Origin of the sequence: Actinomyces sp. HMSC065F12 (genome assembly GCF_001814535.1) — a bacterium.
GTDB lineage: Bacteria > Actinomycetota > Actinomycetes > Actinomycetales > Actinomycetaceae > Pauljensenia > Pauljensenia radingae_A.
This window is the reverse complement of sequence record NZ_KV816955.1, coordinates 22,144-46,064: the sequence shown is the minus strand read 5'-3', so window position 1 is coordinate 46,064 and position 23,921 is coordinate 22,144. Positions and strand designations below refer to the sequence as shown.

Here is a 23,921-nt window from a genome sequence, read left to right as displayed (position 1 = left end):
GCAGCAGAACCCTCTTCAGATCGACAGACGGGGAGGAGAGAAGAGGACAAGCATGCGGGAAGAAGAATTCCCAAAATGTGGGAAAGAACCACCCACGCTTGCACCCCGCGCGGAAGACCCCTCAGGCCCCGCAATGAGACACAAGGTTCACTCACCCCGCAAGCCGCGGGCCTTGTCTCCCCTCGACAATCACGCGAGCGACGATCACACGAGGCCCCGGGCATGTTCCCCCAGGTTCGAACTCGACACACACCCACAGCCCAAAGGACCCGCACTGACCCCACTGGCCAACCATTCCTGCAGGTCACAAGCCCACCCACCCAACGGCGCGTAGCACCCACAGCCTCACAACGAACCTACCGCCACGCCAAATCGAACCTCGGGGACGAAAAGAGGAAAGGCGCATCTCTCACCTCGCACTCGAGACAAAAAGCGAGGCACTCATGCCTTCGCGAAAGACGTTACAAGAGGGGGAGGACACCTACCCTCCACGCACGGTGACACGAGGGCCAGTCCTCACCCACGACGACACAAGGCACGAGGAGAGTGGACATCCCCGCGCGGGGCTTGAAACTACTGCTACTTGTCGGCGCGGTCGATAACCTCGGACGTACCTGACATGTCGGTGTTCTGAGCGGAATCCTTGCTTGACGTGCTCTCAGCATTGTCAGGAGCAGTGCCGGCAGCCTCGCGCTCCTGGAGCAGCCGTTCGCCCAGAGCCAAAGCATCACGCCGATTCTCATCTTCGTGACGCTTAGTGGCGTCATCTTTCAGTGCGTCAACTTGTTCGCGCGCATCGGCCTGACGACGCTTCTCCTCTTTTTCGCGCTTGGCGTCCTCGACGTTCCACGGAGTTTTTTCACCGCGAGCTTCACGTTCGTCAGCCAGATTCTCTCCACGTTTCATTGCCTGATGGAAGTTCATACGAGCCTGCTTCTCCTTACGGTGTTCAGAAATTTCTTCCGGCGACATGCTGGCTAGAGCCGCCAATTCGCCCTCGCTGAATGAGGGGTGGTATGAGGCGTCAATGGCCAGCGGAGCATCGGAAAGCTTGGGGGGATCGGGGGTCGGTTCGACCTCTCCGGTCACAGCGTGGTGTGGCCACTCCAAAGTACGAGGGACACCCAGCGTGACATAGTTCGGCGTCTCATTGAAGTGAATCAGAGAGGACTTATCGGTCGGCGGGATTGCAGGCGGATTCGCAACCCACGCACTGATCTGCAAAATGACACGCATCTGCAGGTTAATCCACAAAATGAGCGTGACCAGCGTCGTCGCAGTGGTCAACACTGCGCCCGACACGGCGCCAACAGCGGACGTTCCCAAGAAGCGCAGCACCCCGGCGGCGAGGGCAGCCAATGCGGCACCCCACATGAGGTCGCGTCGAGGTGGATGAACGAGCGCCACGATTCGAATCAGAACAATGAACACGCCGAAATCAACCGCAAAACCGACCAGCAGGCTCGCAATGTTCAATGCAATTTTACCGAAACCGGCGTCGATTCCCAGAGTCGAGAAAATCCAATCGCCAAACACTCGCAGAGCTACGGAGGAAACGGCGCTCACCAGCACTCCCACGCCCAGGCAGAGAGCGCCGACCAGGTTACGCGGCATCGACTTGTAGATGGGAACCGGGGCACTCACCAGCCCAAACATCGAACGAATCGCCATGCCCAGCGACCCCACAACCGACAGAGCGGACCACACCAAGCCGACGAAGGCAACGATCGACGTGATTGACATTGCGGTGGAGACCTGCAGACTGTCGGGGTTGACCAGTCCGCCGTTCGTGCCGTCATCTATGACGCCCGGCATCGCATTGTTGACACCGTTGATGACAGCCTCTTTGAGCTCCGCGTTATTGCCCAGCACCGCCATGAAGATGGTCCAGCCGACGACCAGTGCTGCGGACAGCGACAGGAGCGTTGTCAGCGCCATACCGCCTGACATCAAGCCACCGGAACGCTTACTGTATCGCGCCAATGCTCGCGCCAGGCGCGTCCGGTTCCACCACTGAATCAGTGCCTTGATCTTGTCGACCAGACCCGGAGTAGCGAGGGTCTCGCGCAATCCCGGGCCGCGCAGATGCGAGGCGCGCTTGGTTTCGTCGGAATATGTGCCGGCCAGTTCGGCTGAATGATAACCGGGAGCATTCGGAGATGGCTCATCACGATAGGTCAGATCCGATTCGCGCACGGTGCCCGTGAACGTTCCGGGTACTGAGCGCGGGCTCGGCGGCGCAACGGTGGATCCCACGTTGGTAGCCGACAAATCGTGTTGAGTATCGTTCGTGCTTGCCGTCATATTCATAATCTACGGTGTTGACGCGGCGCGCGCTCGCTATGCATAGGCAGAATTTGCTCAACAGGGGACGGCCGTCTCCCCTCGTCGATCACGAAAATTGACGAGGGAGGCTGCCGCATCCGCGTTCCTACTTCGTTTCGAAATCGAAAAGGGCGAGCGAGGAATACATGCCAGTGGGGTCCACGCGGTCCAGGCGAAATCCTGGAACCATCCAAGAGGCCTCGAAATCTGCGGCGACGTCGAGAGCCAGGTCAATGGCTGGGTCATCAACATCCTGAGCCAGTGTGACGTGAGGGTGGTAGGGGAATCGAAGGGTGTAGTCAAGTGGGCCGGTGCGCACATCGTCTGCAAGGCTGCGGCACTCATCCATGCCTTGCGTCACAGTCAGGAACGCCACCTGGGACAGAGGGCGGAACGTGTCAGTACCTTTAATGGTGATGCGGAACGGCTGGCGGCGTTGCGCGACGGAGCGGAGGTGGCGAATGATTCGGGTGCGATCTTCCACCGGCACGGCAATCGGCGGCATGACGGTGATGTGGGCGGGGACACGAGAGCCGTTGACGTCACCCAGCCCGAGACGCAACTCTGTCAGTTCGCTGACCCAAGGCTCCGGAATGGCGATGACTGCTCCCATCCATTCCTGGCCGTCAAGGCGCGGAGGCAGGAACATGGATCACCGCCATTTCTGCAATGAGGTAGCTGCGTGGCGAAGCGGCCGGGGTGCCGCTGCGCGACTGACCTTTTAAGAGTACATGGGATGGCGCGGCTGTGAGGTGAAGGCGGTGCGGCTGTGAGGTGAAGGTCGCAACGCAGGTAGATGCCATGACCTAGGTCACGAGCCGTCCCCGTGGTGGTGACAAACCTCTATGGCAACGTAAACTTATGACGTGGCCTGCCTGTGGGGACACGGACGGGACACCGAGAAATGAACGTCTCTCAAGAACTTCGTTGACAACGTGGAAGGACACACAGCGATGAGTGCTCAGGTGCGCAAAACTGCCACCAAACTTGCCGATGGGCGAGACCTCTTTTATTTCGACGATTCCCCCGAATATGTATCAGGACAGCGCACTCGTCGCCTCGATGACCCGCGGCCCTTGCCGGATCGTTTCGCACCGATTGAAGGGGAGGACGGGACCGTTCATCCCGTGACCGGACCTCAGATGCGCAAAGACCCGCTGACCGGGGACTGGATCCCGATGGCGACCCACCGCATGAACCGCACATTCCTTCCGCCAGCAGACGCGAACCCACTGGCGCCGGCACGACCGGGCGCCGAATACTCCGACGGGGAGATACCCGACACAGACTACGACGTCGTCGTCTTCGAAAACCGCTTCCCCTCCCTCATGGCAACCCCAGAACAGGCGCAGGAAATCGCAGCAGCTGACGGTGTGATCCCCGTGAACGGTCTCGACGGTGATGACCTGTACCGCAGGGCGCCAGCCGCGGGACGATGCGAAGTCATTTGCTTCACCCCGAACCTTGAAGACTCACTGGCCACCGTCTCCCATGAGCGCATGCGCACCGTGATCGAAGCGTGGGCGGACCGTACCCGCGAACTGTCAGCAATGCCCGGCATCAAACAGGTTTTCTGCTTTGAAAACCACGGCAAGGAAATTGGCGTCACACTCTCGCACCCACACGGCCAGATCTACGCCTACCCCTATCTGACGCCCCGCACCCGCCAAATGCTGACTCAGGCTCAGGCCCACCGCGAAGCGACTGGTCGCAACCTGTTCGACGATATCGTGGACACCGAGCTGCGCAGTGCGCGCCGTATCCTCGATCAAAGCGAACACTGGGTGCTGTTCACACCCGGAGCCGCGCGCTGGCCCGTCGAAGCTCACCTCGTCCCACGTCGCCACGTACGCGACATTGCGCATCTGACCGAGGAAGAACGTGAAGAACTGGCTGACCTCTACCTGCATTTGCTACAGGCAGGTAATCGCTTCTTCGTCAACCCGGACGGTTCGGCCATCGAGCTGCCGTACATCGCGGCCTGGCATCAGGCGCCAATCGGACCTGAAGGCGACGAACTGCGCCTGCACCTGGAGTTCTTCTCATTCCTGCGCGCGCCGGGCAAACTGAAGTACCTGGCTGGTTCGGAATCAGGTATGGGTGCGTGGATTTCCGACACGTCTCCCGAAAAGATCGCTGACCGTTTCAAGGAGGTGTGGTGATATGACCACCCCACACACACCCGAGCAGGCTGACTCCATGCACGAGGGCGGCTCAGCCAAGACAGAGGACCTCACGTTCAACGACCCCTTGACATTTGACGAGGGGGCCCTCGCCGCGCGCACCCTGTTCCGCGAAACATTCAACGCAGATGCGGATGGCGTGTGGCACGCACCTGGCCGTGTCAACATCATCGGTGAGCACGTGGATTACAACGGTGGCATCTGTCTGCCGATCGCGCTGCCACACCGTGCATTTATCGCTGCCACACCGCGATCTGACCGCCACGTACGCCTCGTGTCTCCGCAGACGCGCGACCATATCGACGAGTTCGACCTCGACACCGTTGACCGACGCGGGACTGACGGCGAAGTATCCGGCTGGGCTGCGTACCTTGTGGGCGTGGCATGGGCCCTGGAGCAGGCCGGCTTTGGGCCGCTGCGCGGCTTCGATGCGGCGCTGCATTCCTGTGTGCCTCTGGGTGCAGGACTGTCGTCTTCTGCCGCTTTGGAATGCGCGATGGCCGTGGCGATCAACGACATGGAAGACCTCAACCTGCTCGGTGGTGACGATGATGATGCGGGCCGCGCACTCTTGGTGGATGCCGCACGGCGCGCTGAAAACGACATTGCGGGCGCCAATACAGGTGGGCTGGATCAGTCTGCATCGATGCGCTGCACGAAGGGACACGCACTGGAGCTTGACTGCCGCGATATGTCCGTGCGGTCGATCCCATTTGACCTGGCTCACGACCGCCTGGCACTCCTGGTGATCGACACGCGCGCCGAGCATTCGCATGTAACCGGCGAATACGCCCAGCGCCGACAGGCCTGCGAAGACGCCGCAGGCATCCTCGGTGTCGATCTGCTGGCCGACATCGACGATGAACAAGCGGCATTGGATCAGCTGCCTGACGAGGTGATGCGCGCTCGCGTGCGTCACGTTCTGACGGAGATTGATCGCACACGCACGTTCATTGATGAGCTGGCTTCCGGCTCGCTGGTCGGGGAGCGGCTGGATCGCTGCGCCGCGCTCTTGGACGCGTCCCATGACTCGCTGCGTGATGACTATGAGGTGACCTGTCCGGAACTGGATGTGGCCGTCGATGCGGCGCGAGCCAGTGGAGCACATGGCGCACGCATGACAGGTGGCGGTTTCGGCGGCTCGGCGATCGCCCTCGTCGATGAGTCTGCTGCGCGAGACGTGGCCCGGGCTGTCGCTGATGCCTTTGCTGAGCACGGCTTCGAAGCGCCGCAGTTCCTGATCGCTACGCCTGAAGAACCTGCAGGAAAAGTCGCTGAGTAACGTGGCGCGTCACAGGGGTCGTCAATACCTCGATCAGTGGCTGAAACACCGCGGCGGCCCTTGTGGTGGCGAATCGTCGACAGATGTGACATTCGACCAGCCGTGGCAGCTGAAAACTCCCACAATGGCACAATCAGATCTATGAGTGATGAAACCCCATGGCTGATTGTGGGGCTGGGAAATCCCGGCGCCCAGTATTCGCGCACCCGTCACAATGTCGGTCACATGGTGATCGATGCTCTGGCGGAACGATGCAGTGCGACCCTGACCGCACACAAGAGCGGGACGCACATGGCGAGTATCCGCCTGGGCATCAGACCAGGGGGTGCGCCAGGACCGCAAGTTCTCGTGGCCACATCCGATTCATACATGAATACGTCGGGTCGCTCGATCAGTGCGTTGGCTCGCTTCGCACACATAGCGCCCGACCGTATCCTCGTCATTCACGATGACCTCGACCTGCCCGAACACGACCTGCGCCTGAAATTTGATGGGGGAGAAGGCGGCCACAATGGCCTGAAATCGCTCAGTCAGTGTCTGGGGACGCGGGCTTACCACCGGTTGCGTGTCGGAATCGGCAGGCCTCCGGGCAGGCAGGACCCAGCAGACTACGTTTTGGCACAGCTTTCAGCGCGCGACCGCACTGAGTGGGACGTGACAGTGGAAAAGGCCGCTGACGTGATTGAAGACGTGGCACTAAACGGTTTCCCGGAGGCCCAACAGCGCCTGCATTCGCATAGCTCGCCGCAGTAAAATCCTTTGTGTTTGCGCCATCGCAGTGATTCCGCCCGCCCACTGAGCGCCCTCGCCACATGTACCTATCCCAGTGAAACATGAGGAAGATGTCATGAAATTGAACGGCTTGATGGACCTGATCGGAGCCGACCAGGCAGTTCAACAATTCGCCACTTCACTGTCACGGTCCCTGAGCGGCACCATCGTCGCCCCGCAAGGCATTCGACCCGGCATGTACGCCCTCGCATCGCGCGAAAGGCTCATTGACGAGGCGGACCCGTCCGCCGTTGGACCTCTGATCATCATCACGGCATCGGGACGAGAAGCCGAAAGGCTGACTGACGCATTGTCTGCATGGGTGCCGAATGTGGGCATGTTCCCCTCGTGGGAAACCCTGCCGCATGAGCGACTGTCACCCCAGGTGGACACGATGGCTCAACGTATCGCCATCTTGCGCCGGCTGACACACCCGGATCCAACCGACCCGGCGACCGCGCCACTGTCCATTGTCGTCATGCCGGTCCGCGCATTCCTCCAGCCTGTCATCCACGGGCTGGCCGACCTGGAGCCGGTGCGCGTCAAAGTAGGGGACATGGTGGATCTGCCCAGCATGGTTGACCGCTTGACACAACTGGGATACGAGCGAGTGGATATGGTGGAGGCACGCGGACAGGTCAGCGTCCGAGGCGGCATCCTCGACGTTTTCCCACCTCAGGAAGCACACCCTTTACGCGTCGAACTGTGGGGCGATGAGGTTGACGAGATTCGCTGGTTCTCCATGGCTGACCAGCGCACCCTCGGCGCAGCTACCGACGGCCTGTGGGCGGTGGCGTGTCGAGAACTCTTGCTAACCGACGAGGTCCGTGAAAAGGCACGCCATGCTGCTGACACCCTGCCGGGCGCGGCGCAGATTCTGGAACTGGCCAGTGAAGGGATCTACAGCGCAGGCCTGGAGTCTCTGGCCCCTGCTTTGGTGGAGCGCATGGACACCGTCCTTGACATCGCTCCCGAGAGCAGCGTGCTCATCATGGATGAGCCGGAGCGGGTGCGTGCCCGCGCAGCCGACCTTGTGTCAACCACCGAGGAATTCCTCCAGGCAGCATGGACCGCAGCGGCCGATGGCGGCACTGTCCCACTGGAAGCGCGCGACGCTTCGTTCCGTGACCTGGACGAAGTGTGGCAGGCTTCCGGACTCGCGCGGTGGGAGGTCTCCTCACTGGCGCCGGCAGAACTGGCCGATGCGCTGATCGCTGTCGAGGATGACCGAGGTGTGGATACGGACGACGAGCCGGGTGCTTTGCAGGCCCACGAGGCGCACGCCGTGGTGGTCTCACCGACACTGATGGCAGTCGGTGCTCGAGAAGTACGCCCATATCGCGGTGACTTTGATCGAGCGTGCGCCGATTTAGCTGAGCTGTCACACGCCGGGTGGAACATGGTGGTGACCACTCAAGGCCCTGGGCCCGGGCGACGAATCGCCTCGATACTGAACGATGCGCACGTGCCGGCGCGAGTGGTAGAGGAGTTGACGCGCGCGCCTGAAGAAAGTGTCGTGCACGTGACGACCGCGCAAGCCGGCGCCGGGTTTGTAATGGCCGATCAGCACCTGGCAGTCCTTACTGAACAGGACCTGACTGGTCGCGTGGGAGCGACCACTCGCGATATGAGGAAGATGCCGTCGCGGCGCAGGAAGGGCGTCGATCCGCTGACACTGCACGCCGGCGACCTGGTTGTTCACGAACAGCACGGGATCGGACGCTTCCTCGAACTGGTCTCACGCACTGTCGGCAGGGGAGCGTCCGCCGTCACGCGCGACTACCTTGTCATTGAGTACGCTCCCTCGCGCAGGGGACAACCTGGGGACCGTCTGTTCGTGCCGACGAACTCGCTGGATCAGGTCTCCAAATACACGGGATCGGATCAGCCGACACTGACCCGGATGGGTGGGGCTGACTGGGCGAAGACCAAAGCCAAAGCTCGTAAAGCCGTCAAGGAAATCGCCGCTGAGCTGATCCGCCTGTACGCCGCGCGCCAGGCAACAAAAGGGCACGCGTTCAGCGCTGACACCCCCTGGCAGCGCGAACTTGAAGATGCGTTCCCATATGTGGAAACCCCTGATCAGCTCGTGACAATCGATGAAGTCAAAGCTGATATGGAAAAGTCCATGCCGATGGACCGGCTCCTGACAGGAGACGTGGGATACGGCAAAACCGAGATCGCTGTGCGCGCGGCGTTCAAAGCCATCCAGGACGGCAAGCAGGTTGCTGTGCTGGTTCCCACCACCTTGCTGGTCCAGCAGCACTATGACACCTTCAGCGCTCGCTATGCCGGTTTCCCCGTCACAATTGGGACACTGTCACGTTTTTCCACGCCGAAAGAAGCTGAAGAGGTCAAGGAGGCACTTGCGTCCGGTGGTATTGACCTGGTGATCGGCACACACGCCCTGCTGACGGGCACGGTCCGCTTCAAGGACCTAGGTCTAGTCGTCATTGACGAGGAGCAGCGTTTCGGTGTCGAGCATAAGGAGACACTCAAAGCGCTGCGCACTGATGTGGACGTGCTGTCCATGTCAGCAACACCTATCCCTCGAACACTGGAAATGGCGATTTCCGGTATCCGTGAAATGTCGATCCTGCAGACACCGCCAGAAGAGCGTCAGCCGGTTCTGACATTTGTGGGCGCATACACGGATGCGCAGGTTATCGCTGCAGTCCGGCGCGAGCTGTTGCGTGACGGGCAGGTGTTCTACGTCCATAACCGTGTCGAATCCATCAACACGGTGGCTGCTCACCTCAGCGAACTGGTACCCGAAGCGCGCATCCGTGTCGCTCACGGCAAACTGTCCGAACACGAACTTGAACGCGTCATCGTTGATTTCTGGAACCACGACTTCGACGTGCTGGTGTGCACGACAATCGTGGAAACCGGCCTGGATATTTCCAATGCGAACACACTGATTGTGGACAGGGCGGACGCGTTCGGACTCTCACAGTTGCACCAGCTGCGTGGCCGAGTGGGACGAGGGCGCGAACGCGCTTACGCTTACTTCTTTTACCCAGCTGACCGCACTCTTACCGAAACGGCCCATGAACGGTTGCGGACAATCGCCCAGTTCACGGATCTGGGCGCCGGGCTGCACGTTGCGCAAAAAGACCTCGAAATCCGCGGTGCCGGCAACCTGCTGGGTGGCGCGCAATCAGGTCATATCGAGGGCGTGGGGTTCGATCTGTACGTGCGTATGGTGGCTGGCGCAGTGGCAACATTTAAAGGGGAGCGCCCCGCCGAACAGGTGGACGTGCGAGTGGATCTGGCCGTGGATGCGCATATTCCTGCCGAATATGTGACGAGCGAGCGCCTGCGGCTCGAGGTATACGCCAGGATTGCAGGCGTGAGCACGCCTGAACAGGAAAGCGATGTGCGCGATGAGCTGGCCGACCGATACGGCCCAATTCCTCCTCAGGTGGATTTGCTGTTCGACATTGCGCGACTGCGTGAGCGCCTGCGCCAGGTCGGTGTCGAAGAGGTCGCCACTCAGGGACGGTACATCAAGTTCGCACCCGTCGAACTTGCTGATTCACAGATGATGCGCCTGAAGCGGCTGCACCCTGGCGCAGTCATTAAGACTGCGGTGCGTCAGATCCTGGTTCCCATCCCAATGACCGCCCACATCGGTGGGCAGCCCTTGGCAGACAGCGCCCTCATCGAGTGGACGCTGAATGTCGTTGACACGATCATCGTGCCTTTCGCCGCCTCATCAGAAGGCGGCGCCCCCGGCGTTAAAGACCGGTAATCACTCCCCGCGAACATAGAAGCCCGACACCTTGAAACGCCGAGTGGTCGCGTGCATGCGACCACTCGGCGCAAGTACCTGGGTGAGTCGTCCTCGTTCATGAGCGAGGGGAGCGGGACTTCTCACCCCTTGGTGCGGCACATCGGTCAACGTGACGTAGAATAGACACGCACAAGACCTAAGGAGGATCTCGGTGGCACAAAAACGGGGTATAGCTGGCTTCGTTGCAACTCTTGCCGGGCTGGCACTCGTCATTACGGGATGTTCAGCTCACCCAGGTGCGGCGGCGCGAATCGGAGACCACAACATCAGCGAAGAAACCGTCACGGAAGTTGCCACTGCGCTTCCCGATGTCCTGGCACAGCGAGTCAGTCGCGTGGATGCGCTCAGGCTCCTGACCTCCAGCTATTTCCAGAATCGCATGGGACACGACAAAGACGTGACGTTTACTGACGACCAGGTTCTTGACCTCATGAAGCAAGTAGCTGCATCTCGTGGTCTTGAAGCCCCGGAAAATGTACCCGCCAGCGTCCTCGACGTCTTCAGAGGAGAGATGGTCCTGCAGCAGCTGCAGGTCGACGGCAATGATCTCCAGACGATCCAGCAGGAACTGGAACAGTACTACACGAAGGAAAAAATCGACATTAACCCGCGGTACTACACTGCCCAGGCGAACACAAAGCAGGCCAGCACGCTTGCCGACATCGTGACACCCGCAGATGTCAAGGCGCCGAAGAGCGACGGGGATGCATCGACTGACACAGACAGCCAAAGCGGCCATACCCACTAAAATTTAAAACGTGAGACATACCTCGATGCACGCTGCGCGGCTCACGCCGAATGAGGGACCAATGTCGCTCAAGTGCAGGTCAACACGTACACGTGAAGGTCACGAGCACGTTTTTCGAGCATCAGGGGTGTGTTTTACAACCGTTGCGTACTACTGTGAGACGCGACAGCTCCACGCACACAATCACGAAGGAGAAAGACGTGGCAAGGATTGAGACAATCGGGGCACGCGAAATCCTCGACTCTCGAGGCAACCCGACCGTAGAGGTCGAGGTTCTGTTGGAGGACGGCACCGTTTCCCGCGCATCCGTTCCCTCCGGTGCATCAACCGGTGCCTTCGAGGCGGTCGAACGTCGCGATGGCGACAAGGATCGTTACATGGGCAAGGGCGTACAGGACGCTGTCGATGCAGTGACCGAGGTGATCGGCGCTGAGCTGATCGATGAGGACGCAACCGACCAGCGCGTCATCGACGAGGCCATGCTGGACCTCGACGGAACCGACAACAAGGGCAAGCTGGGCGCAAACGCCATCCTGGGTGTGTCGCTCGCAGTGGCCAAGGCTGCCGCAGAGTCTGCCGGACTGCCCCTGTACCGTTACCTGGGCGGCCCGAACGCACACGTTCTGCCTGTCCCGATGATGAACATCCTCAACGGCGGCTCTCACGCAGACACCAACGTGGATATTCAGGAATTCATGATTGCCCCAATCGGCGCTCCGACCTTCCGTGAAGCACTGCGCTGGGGTGCAGAGGTCTACCACACCCTCAAGGGCGTCATCAAGAGTCGTGGCCTGTCCACCGGCCTGGGTGACGAGGGCGGCTTCGCCCCCAACCTTGAGTCCAACTCGGCAGCACTCGACCTGATCGTGGAAGCCATCGAAAAGGCCGGTTACAAGCCGGGCGCAGACGTGGCACTGGCACTGGATGTTGCCTCCACCGAGTTCTTCGCTGATGGCATGTACCAGTTCGAGGGTGAAGGCCGCTCCACTGACTACATGGTGTCCTACTACGAGAAGCTCATCTCTGACTACCCGCTGGTCTCCATCGAAGACCCGTTGTCAGAAGACGAATGGGACGCATGGAAGTCACTGACCGCTCAGATCGGTGACCGTGTTCAGCTGGTGGGCGACGACCTGTTCGTCACCAACCCCGATCGCCTGCGCAAGGGCATCGAGATGAACGTGGCTAACGCACTGCTGGTCAAGGTCAACCAGATCGGCTCCCTGACCGAGACGCTGGATGCCGTTGAGGAAGCACACCGCAACGGATACCGCACGATGACCTCGCACCGCTCCGGCGAGACCGAGGATACGACGATCGCTGATCTTGCTGTTGCCACCAACTCCGGTCAGATCAAGACCGGTGCTCCGGCACGTTCAGAGCGTGTCGCCAAGTACAACCAGCTGCTGCGCATTGAAGAAGAGCTTGCTGAAGCAGCCGTGTACGCAGGTGCATCGTCGTTCCCGCGCTTCAAGGCCTGAGAACACTGAAGCCCTGACGGCTTATTTTTTTAATGTGCGCCGAGTGGTCGCTTGCATGCGACCACTCGGCGCACAGCTGTTTCACGGGAATATGACCAGAACGACTGTGACATGCCGCAAGCGGATCGCCCGGCTCGAAGTGTTTTAAGGCACGATGAGAACATGGCTGATTCGTCGCATCATGATCCGAGGCGCCCTCACGCGCCTCGTCGACGCACTTCTGGTGCGTCACGCCCCTCGTCGACGCCAGCCAGCCAGCAGCGTCGCTCTCGCCCAATCCGGCGATCCCATGGAGATCAAACGGATTCACATAGCGACAGCCAGATATCTACTCGGCCCTCTCTCGGCGCAGTAAACGACAGGGCAGATGAATCGCGTGAGTCGGGCGCCGAAGCGAGTCAGGATTCGCCGAAGGGCCGCTTCCATTCGGATCGCCTGCGCCGCATCGGCCTGGCGGGACCCCGCCTGAAAACAGGAGGCTCGGACTCTTCACGCTCAGCATCTGTCGCATCACGTTTTCGCCGGAACCGTCAACCGGACGCGGCGACGAAGACGAAGGAACGTAGTGGCGGACGGGGCGCAAAGACAGCACGCAGTGACGCTTCGTCGCGCAACATCTCTTTCGGCGGACTGACAATTTCGGTCCGATTCCTCGCAATCAGCATCATGGCTGCGCTGCTTGCTGTCCTACTCATTCCCTCCGCGTACCAATGGTTCAGGCAGAGCCAGGACCTGAAAGATATGCAGGTGCGTGTCGAACAGGCCAGGGAACGCAACGCCGAGCTTCACGAACAGCTCGACTTATGGAAGGACCCGACGTACGTGGCATCGCAGGCCCGCTCACGCCTCGGATATGTCCAGCCGGGAGAAACCCAGTACACGGTCAAGGACCCAGGGCCAGGATACGAGGATGCCTCCTCGCAGGAAAACGACAAACGAGGCCCGGATAAGCCGTGGATTCAGGTTCTTGCCCAATCGGTCATCGATGCGGACAACCCTGAAGAAGCAACCCACGACGCCAAAGACCAGACTCCACTGAACTTCAGTCAATCAGGAGACGAGAAATGAACATCCACGGCAGCGACACTGACGCAAGGCAGTTGCCGGAGCTGTCGCCGGCCACCGAAAAGGACCTGGAAGTGGTGCGCGAACAGCTCGGACGCTTGCCGCGTGGAGTGGATTCTATCGGCGCCAGATGTGTGTGCGGACGGCCCACCGTTGTCGTGACTCGCCCGCGCCTGGATGACGGTACGCCTTTCCCGACGACTTTCTACCTTACGTGCCCACCGATCGTGCGTGGATGCTCCACGCTGGAAGCAGAGCATGTGATGGAAGACCTCAATGAGTGGATCAGGATTGACGAGGACGCTGCCAGGCACTACCGCGATGCTCACAACTCCTATATCGCTTTTCGTCGGACGCTGGGTGAAGTGCCGGAGATCGACGGCGTATCTGCCGGTGGCATGCCAACTCGCGTGAAATGTCTGCACGCGCTTGTCGCGCACTCCCTCGTCGCAGGCCCCGGAGGCAACCCGGCGGGCGACAAAGCACTCGAAATCCTTGCCGAGCGCAATCTGTGGCAGTCTGACCGCTGCATGTGCTAGACGAGTCGCGACAATACGATGGCCTGCAGCGAGGCATCCACGCCGCCTTCAAACGTGACACAATGAGCGCCGTGACTATGACTGAACCAGAACAGCTGCGCCACCCTCGGCGTGTGGCAGCCATCGACTGCGGAACCAACTCAATCAGGCTCCTGATCGCAGACGTTGAGCGAGACGATACGGGATCTGTGCGGATGTGGGACATCACGCGCCTGATGCGGATCGTTCGTCTGGGCTACAACGTTGATAAGACAGGGCGTCTCGACCCCGACGCAATTGAACGCACGCTGGAAGCGGTGCGAGAATACGCGGAGCTTATTAAGCGTCACAATGTGGATTCCGTGCGTTTTGTGGCGACTTCGGCTAGCCGAGATGCGCAGAACCGCGATGTTTTTGTCGACGGGGTGCGTGAACTGCTCAACGTGGAGCCTGAAGTGGTGCCCGGCGAGGAAGAGGCCGCTTTGTCCTTTGCTGGAGCGATGAGCGCGTTGGATTCTCAGGCGAGGCGTCCGGCACTGGTGGTGGACATTGGTGGTGGCTCCACTGAGCTGGTCATCGGCACAACAGGCGTCGAACAGGCGATCTCGCTCAACATGGGGTCTGTGCGAGTGACGGAACGTTTCTTCGCGCACTGTGACTCTGAGCAGGGGATTGATCCGCAGGCCGAAGCCGAGGCCACCCGGTGGATCGACGAGCAGCTGGATCGTGCTGCCTCGGTCATTGATTTTGGCGCAGTGGGAACATTGGTGGGCGTCGCCGGCACGGTGACGACTATTGCCGCGCAGGCGCTGGGCTTGGATCGCTACATGCCTGAACGCATCCACGGTGCCGTGTTCACGATGGACGAGGGGGAACGCGCCATCCGCTTCATGATCGATCAGCCTGTCAAGGTCAAGGCTGCTCTGGGGTTCATGCCGAAAGGACGCGAAGACGTGATCGCCGCCGGCGCACTGATCTGGTCCCGCATTTGTGCGCGAGTGGTCGCGTGTACGCGACCACTCGGCACAATCGATCGCTGGGTGACGTCCGAGCACGACATTTTGGACGGGATCGCCTTGTCTCAGGTGAAGGAGTAGACGCTCAGCAGGTGTTTAGTGCGCCGGCGGCGTAAACCGCGCAGTGCTGACCAAGTCTGGGTCTGTGTCGCGATCGCTCAGCGTCGGATCGCCGTGCTCGGACGTTCAGCGCTGATTTGACGCGTGCGCTCCACGGGCGCGCACGCTTGTACGCTGGTGCAGGGCAATAGCCCCCAACAACGCGGCAGCAAACGTACCGAGAATCACGCCGAAGCGAGCATGGAACACTTCGGTTTCGCCCGGGAACGCAAGCCCGGCTACCAGCATCGCGACCGTGAATCCGATGCCGGCCAGCAGGCCGATCGCGGCAATGTCGGGCAGGTCCACTCCGTTGCCCAAGCGCAGGCGGGTGTAGCGCGTCAGAATAGCGACCGACCCCCAGATGCCGATCAGCTTGCCCAGCGGCAATGCGACTGCGACGGAAATAGTGATTGGGTCGGTCAGCGCTGCGCTCAGGCCACCCTCGCCACCCATGACGGGTACGCCAGCGGCGAAGAATGCGAAAACGGGAAGAGCCAGGCCCGCTGACCACGGACTGAGCTTCTCATCAAACTCGTGGGTGAGCTGTCGGTTCCTGATGCGTTTGGCGGGCACAACCATGCCCAGGCAGACACCCGCGATCGTCGCGTGAACGCCGGAGTTGAGCATCAGTGCCCACGCCACCACAGCCAAAGGTATGAGCAGCCACCACTTGGTGATCTGGCGCTGCACCAGGAATCCAAAGACCACGATCGTCAGCAGTGCTCCGCCCAGCGCCAGCCAGTTCAGGCCAGATGAGTAAAACACTGCGATGACGATGATGGCCAGCAGATCGTCGACAACTGCCAAAGTCAGCAGGAAGGTTCTCGCGGCAGGTGGGAGGCCTCGTCCAAAGATCCCCAGGAGTGCCACCGCGAAGGCAATATCAGTTGCAGTTGGCACGGCCCACCCGTGGAAGTGATCGGAACCAGTGATGGTTTGGATCAGCACATAGATGGTGGCAGGTCCGACCATGCCGAAAGCGGCCGCCAACATGGGCAGTGCCGCTTCCCGGATGTCACGCAGCGGTCCGGTCACAAAATCTGACTTCAACTCCAGGCCGACAACGAAGAAGAAGATGGTGAGCAGTCCGTCGGCCGCCCATTCGTGCACTGACAGATGCAGTCCGAGCGATTCAGGGCCAAATTCATAGTGCGAAATAGCGCTGTAGATCGGTTCCCAGGGGGAATTTGCCAGGAAGAGAGCGATGAGTGCAACGACAATGAGCAGCAAACCGGTTCGCGTCTCGTCAGCGAGGAATCGCGGAATGGCTTGGAAAGCATTGCGAATACGGTGCCCCACACTCGCGTTCGACGAGGATGCATAAACTCGTTTGCGCGGCAGAGCTGATACCAGGATCGGTGGGCGTTGTTGGAGGCGCGCACCAGGGAAGTTATGACGTGAGCGATGCACAATCCCATCACTGCGATACGGGATTCGAGGCATGTCGCGCTTTTCACGTGCGGCTCCACCGGTGGAGGTAGTTTCTTCAGACGAGCCGAGAGTCATTCGTATCGAACCTTCCTTCGCGACGAGGAACCGCTGTGATGGAGATGTGGCTATCTTCGATCATAAGGCACAGGCAATGTGTGGGTAATGCGTTGTCGAGGCGTGGGCGCGGCTCGTGTGGGATGACGGCCGGAAGTGCGTGTAAACTAGGCACGCTGCCGTCACGAGCCATGAGCCAGGCTTGTGAGGTTGGCATGCCCCCATGGCCCAATTGGCAGAGGCAATCGACTTAAAATCGATGTGTTGTCAGTTCGAATCTGACTGGGGGTACGGAGTCGGGCACGCAAGCGGCAGAAATGATGCTCGCCGGGTCTTTGCCGGACGCGGCAGGTTCATTGACGAGGGAGTCCCATGCGAATTCTGACTCGGAAACTCTTCTGTGGAGAGCTGGCCTTGGATTGGTGAAGGGCGAGAGGTGCGCCGAAAGGGATCGCCAGATCTCGCTGTCGGCTCAATAAGAAAGACCCCGATGGGCTAGCGGTCGGGCCGCAAACGTGAAAACCTTAAGACAGGTAGTAGTGGGTCAGTCTGTTTCCGGCAACGCCTGTTCCCGGGGCGCGCTGGCCAGAAGGAGGCACAATGTCCAACCCCGTGTTGAAGAAGCTGGTGAAAGACGAGACGCGCTCGGCGCAGACCACTCCAGCTGGCTATCCAGCAATGCCAGGGTATGCCCCCGGCAACAGCGGATATACCAATTACCAGTCGCAGCAGTACGCTGATCCTTACGCCCATCAGGCTGGCGCTGGCGCTTCGGCCGGCACCGCAACGCAGCAGGGGTACCCTCGTTACCCTCAGCAGGCGGACCAGTTTGACGAATTTGAGCAGCGTTACAACCAGCCGTCTGCTGATGCGGTGGATCGTGGCCGACTGACAATCGACGATGTCATCGTCAAGACCGGAATCCTTTTTGGGATTCTGCTTGTCGCAGCTGCCGGAGCATGGGCTGTCACGCGTGCCAACCCGTCGATGGGGCTTGGTTTGATGTTTGGCGGCCTGGCCGTCGGATTCGTGCTGGCTTTGATTATTTCGTTCTCACGTTCACCGAAGCCGGGACTGACGATGGTGTACGCAGCTGCTGAAGGCCTCGCGCTGGGCGGCGTGTCATCAGTCATGGAAATCGTGTATCCCGGGATCGTCCTTCAGGCGGTTGTGGGTACTCTGAGCGTTTTTGGCGTCACACTGGCTCTGTATGCGTCCGGCAAAGTTCGCTACTCATCGAAGATGGCCAGGTTTGCCATGATTTCTCTGTTCGGCATCATCACCTTCTCGATCGTGTCGTTCCTGCTCAACATCACCGGCGTGCTCGACTCGTCACTGCGCTCCATCACGGTTATGGGAATCCCGCTGGGGGTCTTCATCGGTGTCTTCTGCGTCTTCATCGGCGCGATCTGCCTGATTGGTGATTTCGAGGTGGCCAAGGTGGCCGTCGAGCAGGGGGCTCCATCAAAGTTTGCCTGGACATGCGCATTCGGGCTGATGGTGACTCTCGTGTGGATGTATCTGGAGATTCTTCGCCTCCTGTCATACTTCCGCGAGTAGACTCGCTTTCATCATTACACGTCACAGTAAGGACAACGCACTATGGAAAACGTTCACGTCGAAGGCGAGTTTGGACGCAAGCCGACTGTCGCATTCACAGATGCACAGCCCTCCGATGAGCTGCTGATTGAAGTGCTGCGCGCGGGTGATGGCCAGGAAGTGGAGCCGGGCGACACGATTCAGTGCCATTACCTGGGCCAGGTGTGGAACGGACAGGTTTTTGACAACTCCTATGACCGAGGCCAGGCACTGAGCTTCCAGATCGGTGTGGGAATGGTGATCCGCGGATGGGATGATGGCCTGGTCGGGCAGCGTGTTGGCTCACGCGTCTTGCTGTCAATTCCGGCAGAATACGGGTACGGCGACCACGGGGTACCGCAGGCAGGTATCCAAGGTGGAGACACCCTGGTCTTCGTGACTGACATTCTGGGAGTGCACTAGCACCACCTTGAGGCATCATCGATACGTCTCAATTCACTGGGTCCTTGCGGACACATCCGCAAGGACCCTTTTGATTTAAAAGACTGAGACCTCGGCTGAGATCAGAGCGACCCGAGCAGCAGCGCCAGCTTCAGGAACGGGACTTCAGAACGGGGCACGCATAGCCCGTGCGTGAATGGCACTGATAACCATCGGGGTTCTTAAACAGGTAGCCCTGGTGGGAATCCTCTGCGAACCAGAACTGCCCGCCATCGGCCGCCGTCGCAATATGGGTGGTAATGGCTCCGAAGCCATGCTCACTGATTGTGTCGTGGTAGGCCTCGCGCGTGCGCACGGCAAGGTCGTACTGCTCATCAGTGGTCGTCCAGATCGCCGAATGGTACTGATGGCCAATATCGCCGCCCTGTCGATCACCCTGCGTGGGATCGTGAATTTCAAAAAACGTGGCAATGATCTGGCCGGTGGAAATCTTCGACGTGTCATACACGACGCGCACAGTCTCGAGATGCCCGGTTCCGCCGGCACACACCTGCTTGTAAGTTGGATGATCAGCATGCCCGCCCATGAAGCCGACGGCAGTGGCCACAACCCCCGGTGTTTCCCAGAAAACCTTTTCGACTCCCCAGTAGCAGCCAGCAGCGAAATAGATCAGCTCCTGGCCCTCTCCAGGTTCCATATCCAGCGGAGTTCCCAGGACAACGTGACGGTTCGGATCATCATGCACATTGATGGCGTTGTGGAACTCAAACATTGTGGCTCGCTTTCTCTTGGTGCCGATATTGTCTCATTGCCGTACGCAAATGCCCACCCGCTTCCCCTTAATTGCGCTGAGAGCATGAATGTCACGTAGACTATCGTGCGACATTTAACCTGTGCCTCAAGCTCTCCTCGCACACATCCCACGATGAGAACTGTCTCGAGCTGGCACGTGCCGCCTCAGATCAGAGGCACCGTGCATATTTGACGAGGTGGGCCACGCTCGCCCCGCGACGCGAACTGCGCCAGCCAGATGCAGGTTGACTGTTGACGCTCCACTGAAAGTGAGGATCACCATGGCGCAAAGCCACGACACGCGGTATACCGAACGGCTGAATAACTGGATGGGCAAATGGCCACGACGCCGCTCCCATTCATCGTCTCGCGACCACGACGAAGTCGTGAGCTTCCATGAGCCTGATGTCTCGCCTCGGTCTCGTGACGCAAGCGAGGGCGTGACATGGTCTGTGCGTGTGGCTGCAGCATGGTCGTGGCGCCTCCTGATCATTATCGCTGCCGTTGCCGTCGTGGCGTGGGGAGCGGTCCAACTGTCCCTGATTGTCTTTCCGGTTGCGATTGCCGTCCTTCTGACAGTCCTGCTGGAGCCGCTGGTGCGCTTCCTGCACGTCAAGGTTCGCCTTCCGCAGACAGCCGCAGCTGCCACCGGATTGGTCGTCGCCCTCCTCGTCGTCGTGACAATCATCGCTGGAGCCGCCGGACAACTCATCCGGCAGGTCCCATCCCTTGTCTCCAAAGCCTCCCAAGGCCTCGATAAAGCGGTCGAATGGGTATCTAACGGCCCGTTCGGACTTGAGACGGCCACCATTGAACAGGGCATCGAGACAATCCGCACAGAAGTCACCCAGTTCTTGAGCGCACACTCCTCGGCCCTCGCAACAGGCGCACTGAGCCTGACGAGCTCTCTTGCGTCAGTTTTAACCGGATCCCTCATTATGTTGTTCTGCCTGTTCTTCTTCATGCGCGAAGGCAGGCGGATCTGGCTGTGGGTGGTGCGCCTGTTCCCGGCGCCAGCGCGCCGCCCGGTCCACGAATCAGCGATCCGCGGATGGGTCACCCTGTCGGCATACGTGCGCACGCAGATCAAAGTTGCCGCAATTGATGCAATCGGTATCGGTATCGGTGCGTGGGCACTGGGCGTGCCGATGGCGATCCCCATCACCGTGCTTGTCTTTTTCGGCTCGTTCATCCCGATCGTTGGTGCCCTGGTGTCTGGAACCATTGCCGTCCTCGTTGCATTGGTGGATCAGGGCGTGGCGCGCGCACTGTTCATGCTGCTGATCATCCTCGCCGTCCAGCAGATCGAAGGTAATATTCTGCAGCCCTGGCTCATGTCCTCTGCAGTATCCCTGCACCCAGTCGCCGTCCTGCTGGTTGTGGCAGGTGCCGGCGCGGTCGCCGGCATTCCCGGCGCTCTTTTCGGCGTGCCGATCGCAGCATTCCTGAACTCAACGTTCCTTTACCTGCACGGATATGACCCCATACCCGCCCTTCGCGATCAGGAGGACAGACCTGGAGGCCCGCCAGGAATGTTGGATGAGATGGTCGCGCAGTCCTATGCCTCTGATGATGACGAAGACGGTGACGGCATCAAGGACAACAAGAACGAAGCCGTCAAGTCAGATTCAGACGAGGATACTTCCCATAGCGGCAGCCACGCTGACGCTCATGATTCTCACGCTGATGATGATCGAGCGCAGGGTGACAGCAACGAAATTGCTGCAGCCCGGGGTGGATCATCCAGCGACGAGGGCGACCCAGCAGGCTCATCCTCCTCAACGCGGTGAGCTGACGCCTCGAGCAAGCGTTGATGCGCTCGGCGATCACGCTGAGCCGGCATCGACGCGGTGAACCAAAACTCTAATTAAACGTTCACTCGCAGGCTGGCAGGTGCATGCGCGTGGGCCCTTCATATAGCAAACTCCCCGAAAGAGACGGTTGAACACAGTCAGCCGCTCTTTCGGGGAGCACCCGTCTGGAGAGTAATTATCCTTCTTGTCCGTAAGGCACACACTCGAGAATTTCAACCTCGATGGTCTTACCGTTGGGCGCCTCATAGGTCAGCTTGTCGCCAGGCTTATGTCCCATCACCGCTGCACCCAGCGGTGCGCGAGCGGAGAACACCTGGATACCCAGATCGCCGCCGGCATCGCGTGAGCCGAGCAGGAACTTCTGCTCACGGCCAGCCACCGTTGCAGTGACGACCATTCCAGGCTCCACCACGCCATCGTTGGCGGGAGTTTCTCCCACCTCCGCATGCTCGAGCATCTCCTGAAGTGCGAGGATACGCGTTTCGTTCATGGACTGCTCATTTCGGGCAGCATGGTAGCCGCCGTTCTCCCTCAAATCGCCTTCCTGGCGAGCCGCATCGATCAGTTTGGCGATCTCCGGGCGACGCTGCTCGATTCTCTCAGTCAGCTCTGCCTTGAGGGCATCATATTGGGCTCGTGTCAGCCACTGAGTGTCCGCCATGGTTCCTTCCTTTCAATGAAAAAGTCCGGCACCGTGGTGTGGTGCCGGAGCGACAAAACGATGAACTGGGGTCAGTGTAACAATAAGAGCGACTAAAGCCATATCCAAAGCGGCGAAAGTCTCGTTTTCATCTCCGGACGAAACGGCGCATGGGCCACCCTCGTCAATGATGACAAAACAATCAACGCCGCTGGTGGCACACGCTTAAGCAGTCAGGACCGCGATGTACACGGCGACGCATTGACACGCCCACGCCAGGATCGTGAACGAGTGGAAGATCTCATGGAAACCAAACCACTTGGGCGAGGGATTCGGCCATTTCGTCGCATAGACGAGGGCACCCAGTGTATACAGCAAACCACCTGCAATGACGAGCCACACGACGGCGGGGCCACCACCAGCCCACAGAGCGGGCAGATACCATATGGCGGTCCAGCCCAACACAACGTACAGCAGCGTTGCCAGCCAGCGGGGCGCTGCCGGCCACAACAGGTTAATGAGAATGCCTGCGATGGCACCTGTCCACACGATCGAGAGCAGAACAACCTGATCATGCGGGGACAGGAGGGCGACAGCCAGCGGTGTGTAGGTGCCGGCGATCAGCAGGAAAATGTTTGAATGGTCGAGTCTGCGCCATAGCGTCTCCCATTTGGGAGCCCAGTAGAAACGGTGGTAAAGCGCCGAGATGCCGAACAGGATGAGCGATGCGGCAAGGTAGACAGCCGAGGCCCATGTAGTCGCTGTGGTAGGTGCCAGGCACACGAGAACGATCGAGGCGGCCAGTGACAGGGGAGTGGCGACCAGATGGAGCCATCCGCGAAAGTGCGGCTTGACGCTAATGAGCTGTTCTGGAACCCACTGGGTGGGGTGAATAGATGCAATCTTCATGTCTGACATCTCTCCTTACCGAACTCGCATTCTCGCAGGGACAGTGACGCGTTGGTGGGGGCCGCGGTGGCTCCGCGGTGGCGCTGTGATGGGGCCGTGATGACCACCCCGCCCTCTTCCCTACGATACCGTAAGTTAGGTAGCGGGACCGCCACAATCTCCATAGGCGAAATCCACGGGGCAATCCTTCGCCCTCTGAGTTCGAGGCGTGAGGTATACAGTTGGTGCAAGAACATATGGGAGGTCCCGATGGCGCAATGGAATTTGCTCTACGACCTGTATGAACGGCGAGTACGCTCTGAAATCGCTCATGGGTCGATTCCCCGTCACGTCGGGGTCATCTTGGATGGAAACCGCCGCTGGGCGCGTTCCATTGGAACCACAGCGTCTCACGGTCACCGCGCCGGTGCCGGGAAAATTGCAGAATTTTTGGAGTGGGCCGAAGAGGTCGGAGTTGAGATCGTCACGCTATGGATGCTCTCTACCGACAATCTGGAGCGCGATCAGCATGAGATCGACGAGCTTTTTGACATTATTGGACAGGCCGTGCGCGCCCTGGCCGCTCAGCGTCGCTGGAAAATCGGTGTTGTCGGTGATTTGTCACTGCTCAGCGAGGATCTTGCCGATGAGTTGCGCAGCGCCCAGGACGCGACGAAAGATATGGATGGACTGAGCGTCAACATCGCGGTTGGCTACGGCGGGCGTCATGAGATTGCTGATGCGGTGCGCTCTTTGCTGCGAGATGCGGCTGCGCAGGGGCGCACGCTGGAAGAAGTTGCTGATTCGCTCACTGACGAGGACATCACGAATCATCTGTACACCAAGGGGCAGCCTGATCCGGATCTTGTGATTCGCACCTCGGGTGAGCAGAGGCTATCCGGCTTTATGATCTGGCAGAGTGTTCACACCGAGTTGTACTTCTGTGAGGCGTACTGGCCTGACTTCCGACGCGTCGATTTTCTGCGCGCGCTACGCTCCTATGCGCAACGTGAACGGCGTATGGGGCGCTGATTG

The 23,921-nt window shown here is 59.9% G+C and carries 19 protein-coding genes and 1 tRNA gene; 14 read left to right on the top strand and 6 right to left on the bottom strand.

Going from position 1 to position 23,921, the window contains the following annotated elements:
* Positions 1 to 579: 579 nt before the first annotated feature.
* The gene (locus HMPREF2975_RS03325; protein WP_193599968.1) at positions 580 to 2,304 is read right to left on the bottom strand and encodes a YihY/virulence factor BrkB family protein; all 1,725 of its coding nucleotides are present in this window, start codon (positions 2,302 to 2,304) and stop codon (positions 580 to 582) included.
* A 127-nt stretch (positions 2,305 to 2,431) separates the two neighbouring features.
* Positions 2,432 to 2,974 carry a 2'-5' RNA ligase family protein gene (locus tag HMPREF2975_RS03320; RefSeq protein WP_070725743.1) on the bottom strand — a complete coding sequence of 181 codons (543 nt, stop codon included), beginning with the start codon at positions 2,972 to 2,974 and terminating at the stop codon, positions 2,432 to 2,434.
* Between the two features lie 304 nt (positions 2,975 to 3,278).
* On the opposite strand from HMPREF2975_RS03320, the gene galT reads away from it, so the two are divergent.
* The 9 genes from galT (at position 3,279) to HMPREF2975_RS03275 (ending at position 15,266) form a co-directional block, all read left to right on the top strand.
* A complete protein-coding gene (gene galT, locus HMPREF2975_RS03315) occupies positions 3,279 to 4,487 on the top strand; it encodes a galactose-1-phosphate uridylyltransferase (protein WP_058237845.1) in 1,209 nt (402 codons plus the stop codon).
* A 1-nt stretch (position 4,488) separates the two neighbouring features.
* The gene (galK, locus tag HMPREF2975_RS03310; protein WP_413772594.1) at positions 4,489 to 5,790 is read left to right on the top strand and encodes a galactokinase; all 1,302 of its coding nucleotides are present in this window, start codon (positions 4,489 to 4,491) and stop codon (positions 5,788 to 5,790) included.
* 141 nt (positions 5,791 to 5,931) lie between these two features.
* Positions 5,932 to 6,543, top strand: coding sequence for an aminoacyl-tRNA hydrolase (gene pth, locus HMPREF2975_RS03305; protein ID WP_070725740.1), 612 nt, complete (start codon positions 5,932 to 5,934; stop codon positions 6,541 to 6,543).
* A 94-nt stretch (positions 6,544 to 6,637) separates the two neighbouring features.
* Positions 6,638 to 10,315: a transcription-repair coupling factor gene (gene mfd, locus HMPREF2975_RS03300; RefSeq protein WP_070725739.1), complete on the top strand. Its 3,678-nt coding sequence runs from the start codon at positions 6,638 to 6,640 to the stop codon at positions 10,313 to 10,315.
* 193 nt (positions 10,316 to 10,508) lie between these two features.
* A complete protein-coding gene (locus HMPREF2975_RS03295) occupies positions 10,509 to 11,105 on the top strand; it encodes a hypothetical protein (protein ID WP_070725737.1) in 597 nt (198 codons plus the stop codon).
* A gap of 200 nt (positions 11,106 to 11,305) precedes the next feature.
* Complete coding sequence (gene eno / locus HMPREF2975_RS03290) at positions 11,306 to 12,586, top strand: phosphopyruvate hydratase (RefSeq protein WP_058237087.1); 1,281 nt, start codon at positions 11,306 to 11,308, stop codon at positions 12,584 to 12,586.
* Between the two features lie 162 nt (positions 12,587 to 12,748).
* Entirely contained in the window at positions 12,749 to 13,654 is a 906-nt protein-coding gene (locus HMPREF2975_RS11920; RefSeq protein WP_193599967.1) for an FtsB family cell division protein, read from the top strand.
* A complete protein-coding gene (locus HMPREF2975_RS03280; RefSeq protein ID WP_070725734.1) occupies positions 13,651 to 14,190 on the top strand; it encodes a DUF501 domain-containing protein in 540 nt (179 codons plus the stop codon). The genes HMPREF2975_RS11920 and HMPREF2975_RS03280 overlap by 4 nt, the downstream gene beginning before the upstream one ends.
* 62 nt (positions 14,191 to 14,252) lie before the next feature.
* A complete protein-coding gene (locus tag HMPREF2975_RS03275) occupies positions 14,253 to 15,266 on the top strand; it encodes a Ppx/GppA phosphatase family protein (RefSeq protein ID WP_083314377.1) in 1,014 nt (337 codons plus the stop codon).
* Positions 15,267 to 15,371: 105 nt separating this feature from the next.
* On the opposite strand, the gene nhaA is transcribed toward HMPREF2975_RS03275, so the two are convergent.
* Positions 15,372 to 16,793, bottom strand: a complete 1,422-nt coding sequence (gene nhaA / locus HMPREF2975_RS03270) for a Na+/H+ antiporter NhaA (protein WP_227469173.1) — start codon at positions 16,791 to 16,793, stop codon at positions 15,372 to 15,374.
* 196 nt (positions 16,794 to 16,989) lie between these two features.
* Between nhaA and HMPREF2975_RS03265 the strand changes: the two genes are divergently transcribed.
* The 3 genes from HMPREF2975_RS03265 to HMPREF2975_RS03255 all read left to right on the top strand — a co-directional run bounded on the left by HMPREF2975_RS03265 (position 16,990) and on the right by HMPREF2975_RS03255 (position 18,773).
* Positions 16,990 to 17,063: transfer RNA gene (locus HMPREF2975_RS03265), tRNA-Leu, on the top strand.
* A 309-nt stretch (positions 17,064 to 17,372) separates the two neighbouring features.
* A complete protein-coding gene (locus HMPREF2975_RS03260) occupies positions 17,373 to 18,332 on the top strand; it encodes a Bax inhibitor-1/YccA family protein (protein WP_070725732.1) in 960 nt (319 codons plus the stop codon).
* Between the two features lie 42 nt (positions 18,333 to 18,374).
* On the top strand, positions 18,375 to 18,773 hold the full coding sequence (locus HMPREF2975_RS03255) for an FKBP-type peptidyl-prolyl cis-trans isomerase (protein WP_058237082.1): 399 nt from the start codon (positions 18,375 to 18,377) through the stop codon (positions 18,771 to 18,773).
* Between the two features lie 130 nt (positions 18,774 to 18,903).
* On the opposite strand, the gene msrA is transcribed toward HMPREF2975_RS03255, so the two are convergent.
* A complete protein-coding gene (gene msrA / locus HMPREF2975_RS03250; protein WP_070725730.1) occupies positions 18,904 to 19,524 on the bottom strand; it encodes a peptide-methionine (S)-S-oxide reductase MsrA in 621 nt (206 codons plus the stop codon).
* 301 nt (positions 19,525 to 19,825) lie between these two features.
* On the opposite strand from msrA, the gene HMPREF2975_RS03245 reads away from it, so the two are divergent.
* Positions 19,826 to 21,334: an AI-2E family transporter gene (locus tag HMPREF2975_RS03245; protein ID WP_070725729.1), complete on the top strand. Its 1,509-nt coding sequence runs from the start codon at positions 19,826 to 19,828 to the stop codon at positions 21,332 to 21,334.
* Positions 21,335 to 21,533: 199 nt separating this feature from the next.
* On the opposite strand, the gene greA is transcribed toward HMPREF2975_RS03245, so the two are convergent.
* Positions 21,534 to 22,019, bottom strand: a complete 486-nt coding sequence (gene greA / locus HMPREF2975_RS03240) for a transcription elongation factor GreA (RefSeq protein ID WP_058237079.1) — start codon at positions 22,017 to 22,019, stop codon at positions 21,534 to 21,536.
* A 204-nt stretch (positions 22,020 to 22,223) separates the two neighbouring features.
* On the bottom strand, positions 22,224 to 22,907 hold the full coding sequence (gene trhA, locus HMPREF2975_RS03235; RefSeq protein ID WP_070725751.1) for a PAQR family membrane homeostasis protein TrhA: 684 nt from the start codon (positions 22,905 to 22,907) through the stop codon (positions 22,224 to 22,226).
* Positions 22,908 to 23,156: 249 nt separating this feature from the next.
* Between trhA and HMPREF2975_RS03230 the strand changes: the two genes are divergently transcribed.
* Positions 23,157 to 23,918, top strand: coding sequence for an isoprenyl transferase (locus tag HMPREF2975_RS03230; protein ID WP_058237078.1), 762 nt, complete (start codon positions 23,157 to 23,159; stop codon positions 23,916 to 23,918).
* Positions 23,919 to 23,921: the final 3 nt, after the last annotated feature.

Coding starts and splice junctions, on each gene's coding strand:
- HMPREF2975_RS03260 (WP_070725732.1), top strand. CDS start 17,373: ATGTCCAACCCCGTGTTGAAGAAGCTGGTGAAAGACGAGACGCGCTCG.
- galT (WP_058237845.1), top strand. CDS start 3,279: ATGAGTGCTCAGGTGCGCAAAACTGCCACCAAACTTGCCGATGGGCGA.
- nhaA (WP_227469173.1), bottom strand. CDS start 16,793: ATGACTCTCGGCTCGTCTGAAGAAACTACCTCCACCGGTGGAGCCGCA.
- HMPREF2975_RS03325 (WP_193599968.1), bottom strand. CDS start 2,304: ATGACGGCAAGCACGAACGATACTCAACACGATTTGTCGGCTACCAAC.
- HMPREF2975_RS03255 (WP_058237082.1), top strand. CDS start 18,375: ATGGAAAACGTTCACGTCGAAGGCGAGTTTGGACGCAAGCCGACTGTC.
- HMPREF2975_RS03275 (WP_083314377.1), top strand. CDS start 14,253: ATGAGCGCCGTGACTATGACTGAACCAGAACAGCTGCGCCACCCTCGG.
- trhA (WP_070725751.1), bottom strand. CDS start 22,907: ATGAAGATTGCATCTATTCACCCCACCCAGTGGGTTCCAGAACAGCTC.
- galK (WP_413772594.1), top strand. CDS start 4,489: ATGACCACCCCACACACACCCGAGCAGGCTGACTCCATGCACGAGGGC.
- HMPREF2975_RS03320 (WP_070725743.1), bottom strand. CDS start 2,974: ATGTTCCTGCCTCCGCGCCTTGACGGCCAGGAATGGATGGGAGCAGTC.
- mfd (WP_070725739.1), top strand. CDS start 6,638: ATGAAATTGAACGGCTTGATGGACCTGATCGGAGCCGACCAGGCAGTT.
- HMPREF2975_RS03230 (WP_058237078.1), top strand. CDS start 23,157: ATGGCGCAATGGAATTTGCTCTACGACCTGTATGAACGGCGAGTACGC.
- msrA (WP_070725730.1), bottom strand. CDS start 19,524: ATGTTTGAGTTCCACAACGCCATCAATGTGCATGATGATCCGAACCGT.
- HMPREF2975_RS11920 (WP_193599967.1), top strand. CDS start 12,749: ATGGCTGATTCGTCGCATCATGATCCGAGGCGCCCTCACGCGCCTCGT.
- HMPREF2975_RS03245 (WP_070725729.1), top strand. CDS start 19,826: ATGGCGCAAAGCCACGACACGCGGTATACCGAACGGCTGAATAACTGG.
- pth (WP_070725740.1), top strand. CDS start 5,932: ATGAGTGATGAAACCCCATGGCTGATTGTGGGGCTGGGAAATCCCGGC.
- greA (WP_058237079.1), bottom strand. CDS start 22,019: ATGGCGGACACTCAGTGGCTGACACGAGCCCAATATGATGCCCTCAAG.
- HMPREF2975_RS03280 (WP_070725734.1), top strand. CDS start 13,651: ATGAACATCCACGGCAGCGACACTGACGCAAGGCAGTTGCCGGAGCTG.